General features: G+C 39.7%; 6 protein-coding genes, 1 rRNA gene and 1 riboswitch. All 7 genes read right to left on the reverse strand.

Going from position 1 to position 3,956, the window contains the following annotated elements; translation table 11 throughout:
* Positions 1-299, reverse strand: a 299-nt coding sequence (locus AC52RT_RS10560; protein ID WP_495540710.1) for a lyase family protein, incomplete at its 3' end; no start/stop codon positions are given.
* Positions 296-1,456, reverse strand: coding sequence for a 5-(carboxyamino)imidazole ribonucleotide synthase (purK, locus tag AC52RT_RS10565; RefSeq protein ID WP_495540715.1), 1,161 nt, complete (start codon positions 1,454-1,456; stop codon positions 296-298). The genes purK and AC52RT_RS10560, both read right to left, overlap by 4 nt.
* Positions 1,440-1,928, reverse strand: a complete 489-nt coding sequence (gene purE / locus AC52RT_RS10570) for a 5-(carboxyamino)imidazole ribonucleotide mutase (RefSeq protein ID WP_495540711.1) — start codon at positions 1,926-1,928, stop codon at positions 1,440-1,442. Before purE ends, purK begins: the two co-directional genes overlap by 17 nt.
* Positions 1,929-2,043: 115 nt before the next feature.
* A riboswitch (purine riboswitch) is annotated at positions 2,044-2,144 on the reverse strand.
* A 79-nt stretch (positions 2,145-2,223) separates the two neighbouring features.
* Positions 2,224-2,424, reverse strand: a complete 201-nt coding sequence (locus AC52RT_RS10575) for an NETI motif-containing protein (protein WP_495540712.1) — start codon at positions 2,422-2,424, stop codon at positions 2,224-2,226.
* The gene (locus tag AC52RT_RS10580) at positions 2,408-2,965 is read right to left on the reverse strand and encodes a DUF2179 domain-containing protein (RefSeq protein ID WP_495540713.1); all 558 of its coding nucleotides are present in this window, start codon (positions 2,963-2,965) and stop codon (positions 2,408-2,410) included. Before AC52RT_RS10580 ends, AC52RT_RS10575 begins: the two co-directional genes overlap by 17 nt.
* Positions 2,966-3,430: 465 nt before the next feature.
* On the reverse strand, positions 3,431-3,763 hold the full coding sequence (locus AC52RT_RS10585) for a hypothetical protein (protein ID WP_495540714.1): 333 nt from the start codon (positions 3,761-3,763) through the stop codon (positions 3,431-3,433).
* Between the two features lie 121 nt (positions 3,764-3,884).
* A 5S ribosomal RNA gene (gene rrf, locus AC52RT_RS10590) occupies positions 3,885-3,956 on the reverse strand; the annotation flags it as partial.

Below are 3,956 nucleotides of genomic sequence, written 5' to 3' on the forward strand. Positions count from 1 at the left end.
GTATCCACAACATCTGTTGAGGTAAGACCATAATGAACCCATTTCCGTTCTTCACCAAGCGATTCTGAAACTGCTCTTGTAAAAGCAACCACATCATGACGCGTTTCTTCTTCAATTTCCTTGATACGTTTTGTATCAAAAGAAGCATTTTCACGAAGTAACTTCACATCTTCTTTCGGGATAGCACCTAGTTCCGACCATGCTTCACAAGCAAGAATTTCTACCGCCAGCCATGCTTTAAATCGATTGTCTTCTGTCCATATCGCACCCATTTCGGGACGAGTATACCGTTCTATCATTTTATTTCCTCCGTTTCAACCTGATGCTTCCAAATTCCACTAGCTTCTAATTCGGCTAATGCTTGTTTAATCGTGGGGCGCAATAAAGTGATATGGCCCATTTTCCTTTTTGACTTCGCTTCTTCTTTTCCATACAGGTGGAATTTCCAATCCTTTTGTTCCGTAATAGCGGAGAGCGCACCATCAAGATGTTCTCCAAGAAGATTAGCCATCACAACGGGTTTTAATAATCTCGTACTAGCTAACGGCCAATTACAGATAGCACGGACATGCTGCTCAAATTGAGAGGTCTCACAAGCCTCAATTGTAAAGTGTCCAGAATTATGCGGCCGCGGTGCCAGCTCGTTGACAATTAATTCTTCGGTTTCTGTCAAAAACATTTCTACTGCAAGGGTTCCAACCAAATTAAGTTCTTCAGCAAGTTTTCTTGCAAGTAGTACTGCTTTTTGCTCCGCTTCCTGTGTAATTCGGGCAGGAACAATCGTTAGATGCAATATGTTATTTTGATGTATGTTTTCAGCGACTGGAAAATGAGTCAGGTCACCATTTGCCTTACGAGTCATAATAACTGAGATTTCTTTAACAAAAGGTACCCATGCTTCGAGGACACAAGCGCCATTTTCTACTAAAATACTTGCTTTAGTTATATCAGACTCATCTCGAATCACAAACTGCCCTTTTCCATCATAGCCTCCCCGAACTGTTTTTAACACAACCGGATAGCCTAATTTATCAATAGAATCGTAAATGTCTTCGAATGAATAGACAGGGTAATATGGAGCAACAGGAACTCCAGCCGCCTTTATGGCCGTTTTTTCTTGTAACCGATCCTGTGAAATCTTCAGTAATTCCGTTCCTTGTGGTAAATTAGCATGTTCCTTCAGCCATTCAAGAGCCTCAGCACTCACATTTTCAAATTCGTAAGTAATGACATCACTAATCTCAGAAAGTTTTCTTAAACTAGCCAGATCATCGTACGCACCTGTTAGCTGATAGTCGGCTACTTGCCCGCACGGACAACCAAGTGTTGGATCCAATACAGCAATCTTAAATCCTGATGCTTTAGCAGCCAGCGCCATCATTCTTCCCAGCTGACCACCGCCAATAATCCCGATTGTTTGATAAGGGCCTATAACTTGCTTATTTAAGCTGCTCACTGCTCTCAAATACCTTTTCCCTCGTTTCATGTCGCAAAGCTTCTAACCCCTCTACAATTGCCGGATTATTTATAGAAAGGATTTGTCCTGCAAGCAACCCTGCATTTGTCGCACCAGCCTTTCCAATAGCCACTGTCGCAACTGGTACGCCGCCTGGCATTTGAACAATCGATAATAATGAATCAATGCCATTCAGTGTTTTTGTTTGTACAGGTACCCCGATAACAGGTACTGTTGTTTTGGCTGCAATCATCCCTGGCAAATGCGCGGCACCACCAGCACCAGCGATAATCACATGCAACCCTCTATCTCTGGCATTCTCCGCATATTCAAACATTAAATCAGGAGTCCGGTGTGCGGACACCACTCTCTTTTCAAATGGTATATGTAACTGTTCTAGGACTTCACAGGTATACTTCATTGTTTCCCAATCTGAAACGCTTCCCATAATAACGCCAACTTGCGGTCTCATCCCTTCGCCTCCACTAATGCTGGAATTGGATCAAACAAAAAAATCCGATCAGATTTTCTCCAAAGAGAAAGTGTCTGCCGGATTACCCCTAAAAATAAAAAATAGAGTATGTTCCTAACGTTCAGCTTTCTCTCATAGTCCGATAATTTACGGTTATCGGGTAGAAACTTTGGGCCATATCCCCTGGATTATATGAGAGACTTCTATATCATTAGTTACATTTTAACCATTATCCTAAATGCCTGTCAAGAAAATATCGAATATTAATCAAAATTTTATATTTAATGTTCGTGTTTTACTGTATTATTCTCGCTTCAAAAACGATTTTTCGATCCACAGGCTCATATTGAGTAATTCCATCCGAAATTTGTTCAACAAAAATCGGTTTTTCAATCCGCCTCACAGGAGCATATCCTTCCGCCTTCATTCGTTCAAGACAAGAATCAATACTTTCCCCTTTTTCTACTTCAAACGTCTTCTTACTTTTCTGCGTCACGAAATAATCTTCCCTTCCTAACTGACTTAACCCAAAAACCACCATGAATTGTTTTCGGTTCATAAGCGATTATAAAAGCCTTAGGATCAAGCTGTTTAATCGTATCATATAATTTCAATTCATACTTTCGTGGAGTCAATATTTGCAATGCCATTCGATCGCCCTCAAGACCCTGGGCCATCCAATCCGTAACACCAAAACCTTTTTCTCTTATCTTATTCGAAAGATCATTATTTTTATACTCGGCTGTGATTACATTAACTGTAATATACCCAATTGCCAGTTTCTCCTCAATCTTCATCCCGACAATAACACCAATTCCATAACCCACCGCATAGGCAATCAAGTTTTGAATTTTATCCAAATTATCTAATACAAGCCCCAGCCCAACCACATAGATGACTATTTCTATCATGCTTATTGACGCAGCCAGATAACGATAACCTTTAAGAGTAAGAATCATTCGGATGGTAAAAAACGTTACATATACAATATTAATTATTAGAATTATGAGTACCATAATGAAACTGTTTTCTAGCACTGTACCCGCCCCTATCTATTTTTATTCTACCCTAATTTACACGTATCACACTTTTCATCAGCCAAACTTAATTGCCCAACATGTGATGTACTTATAGATAAGGATTTAACCTCTACTAATGATACAGCTCTAGTATGTATTTGCAAGATTAAAATACACCATAATGGAAAAATTATTATAGTAGACTACCTTTAGCGATAGTTACCAATTTATTAATTAGTTTTAGGGAGAACTCTATTTTATGAAAACATGCTGCCTCTAGAGTTTGTTTTTATACTATACCAGCCATTAATCTCACCCGGATCAATCGTATTCTCGTTTGTTTGCTTTTTTAAAGCACAAAATATCCCGTTGAGCATCATGTTTTAAAAGGTTTTTTGAAAATGGGTCGCTAATCTTTAGAACTATTTCTTAATTTACACTTTTTAAGAAGACCTAGTAATTAAGTTTACATGGGGAGGATTTTTATTTAATTTTTGCTATTCCGGCCATTAATCCCTTCCAGAATGCTCTTATTCCCGTCTGGATCATGTGTATTCCCGTCTGTGGGGTATTGTAAAAAATACCCCTTAGGGCATCATGTTTTAAGTGATTTTTTGAAAATGGGTCGCTAATCTTTAGATCTATTTCTTTAGATACACTTTTTAGGGAGACCTGATGAATTAGTTTCCCCTGGGGGGGTATTTTATCTATTTTTATGCTATTCCTGCCATTAATCCCGTCTGGAGTATCCATATTCCCGTCTGCGATCATGTTAATCCCGTCCAAGCCCTGCATAATCCCGTCTAGAAACCCCATATTCCCGTCTGGGCGCTATTTTCAGGCACAAAATAACCCTCAGGGTACCACGTTTACTGGTCAACTTCTAAAACACGCCACAAAAAAAGACCAGCTATGCAGCTGATCTTTTCTTTCTGTTGCCTGGCAATGTCCTACTCTCACAGGGGGAGACCCCCAACTACCATCGGCGCTGAAGAGCTTAACTTCCGTG

Source organism: Peribacillus sp. (assembly GCF_059453735.1).

Coding starts and splice junctions, on each gene's coding strand:
- purE (WP_495540711.1), bottom strand. CDS start 1,928: ATGAGACCGCAAGTTGGCGTTATTATGGGAAGCGTTTCAGATTGGGAA.
- AC52RT_RS10585 (WP_495540714.1), bottom strand. CDS start 3,763: ATGGGGTTTCTAGACGGGATTATGCAGGGCTTGGACGGGATTAACATG.